Consider the following 1,907-nt stretch of genomic DNA (forward strand, 5'->3'; position numbering starts at 1 on the left):
CTGTTGAAGCATTGCAATTATTTGTGCTTCTGTAAATCTGCTTTTCTTCATAACTTAAAAATAGTTGATTTTTAAACTGTATGAAAAACAGGGAAGCCTTCAATTACATTTATATAAAAAATCAAAAGAAAAATAGTAATCTAAGTTGCTTTTAATAAAGTTCAACTTAATACTTTAAATATAAAATTTTATATAGAAAATCATTTCGTAGAAACCAATAATTCCCGAATATCTACGTTTAAAATTTCTGCAATTCTCTTTAAATCCTTTAAATTCGGTTGAGATTTATTATTGCAAAAGCATTTACTGAAGTAATTGTGTTTAAAAAAGCACATGCATTATTCCTTCTATAAATCAATCACTGCAGTACTTATGTTTAACCCATCATTCTACTATTACAGCAAAAGGCATATTTCATTAATATAATTTAAAAAGGATAAGATTTACTCCTTAACCGATTCCTTTTAAAACTTCACTTGGGTCAGCACTTATAGCTGAAGAAATAAATATAAGTTCTCTATGCGTTCAACTTATTTTCTATCCAACAACTTCTCTAAATAAGTATTCTTTTCTTTTTCGGATTCCAATAAACGTTCGTACAACTTTTTATTTTCTTCGTGAGATTCCATTAATTTATCTAAGGGGTTGAAGGTACAATGATTATTAAAAGTGCCTTTACTACTATCCTGAAAGCTATTGAAGAAATTTATAGCCATTTCCTCACTAAAATTCTCAATCGCTTCTTTGCTTACCCCTAGTACTTTCGCCACTTGGTTCAGTTTGTCATCTTCCAGCGTTTCACTTTGTTCCATATGAGAGACCGTTTGTTGGCTAACGCCTAGTTCTAAGGCAAGCGCTTCTTGTTTCATGCCGCGAAGTTCTCGAATGCGGCTAATTTTTCTCCCGATATGTGGTGTGGCTGTACTGTTCATTTGATCTATGATTAGAAAAGTAAAGATACGAATTTTTAAAAAATATGAAGATACTCCCCCACCGGTATTTTACCAAAGCTTTAGCTGTTGGCTGGTAGGCGATGATAAAGCTTATAAGATCTATACTTCCGTTTCAATAGGTTTCATCCCATCTTTTCCATTACCGAAAAGAAGCAAAAGGCTAGGCTGACGAGTAAAATATAAGAAAATACTACGGTAACCTTCACCACAGATCAAAAGAACTCCCTGCGTTCAAACAGCTTTTAATCTCTTTCCTCTGCTGCCACCTTGATTTTTAATATTTTACTCGATAGGCCGTTTCCCTCCTAATCCTATCCTTACATAACTCAAAAATATAGTTTAGGAATAACAGATAAATGATTTACGAATTGAAATGTTACAATTACTAGTAGCGCCTATTTTTGGCACAACGAGCAGATATATAAATATTTACTTTCTTAGGTTAGCCCGTAACAGTTTATTGTTAATACATATATTTGTAAGTATATAATCAGTTGGCAGTAATTGAAAAAAAGTGTTAATAGGTATAAATTAATTGTAAAATATTAAGTGTAAATTTGTACCTATTAAAAAATATGTACCTTTAGGGGATAACAACAATTATTAAAATGAAAATAAACTTTATTGAATCAAATATTGTTCTATTAGGTAATTTTAAACCTTCACTCTTTGACAAGTTATATTTTATTAAAAATGAACTTATTGAAGAAGATAAATTTTTAGAGTCAAGCATTTATACTTCTAATTTCTCAAAAATAGAAACACAAGATTTAATAATTTTGATAGAACAAAAAAAAATTGTTCTAGTTAGTAAAGAAAACAAGTCAAATGTTCTACAAAAAATATCCAACAAGATAACTTCAGAATCACATATCACTCTTAGAACTATTGGATTTAATTTTAAATGGTTTTTTTTTATAGATGATATTTATTCTTATACTAAAGCTAATTTTT

At 29.4% G+C, this 1,907-nt stretch carries 2 protein-coding genes; one reads left to right on the top strand and one right to left on the bottom strand.

Annotated features, from left to right (window positions below; genetic code table 11):
• Nucleotides 1-530 precede the first annotated feature (530 nt).
• Nucleotides 531-932: a helix-turn-helix domain-containing protein gene (locus ACFFGL_RS06500; RefSeq protein WP_309730559.1), complete on the bottom strand. Its 402-nt coding sequence runs from the start codon at nucleotides 930-932 to the stop codon at nucleotides 531-533.
• 629 nt (nucleotides 933-1,561) lie between these two features.
• On the opposite strand from ACFFGL_RS06500, the gene ACFFGL_RS06505 reads away from it, so the two are divergent.
• The coding region (locus ACFFGL_RS06505; RefSeq protein WP_378928156.1) for a hypothetical protein at nucleotides 1,562-1,907 on the top strand (346 nt) is incomplete at its 3' end.

The organism is Mesonia maritima (assembly GCF_042433895.1).
GTDB lineage: Bacteria > Bacteroidota > Bacteroidia > Flavobacteriales > Flavobacteriaceae > Mesonia > Mesonia maritima.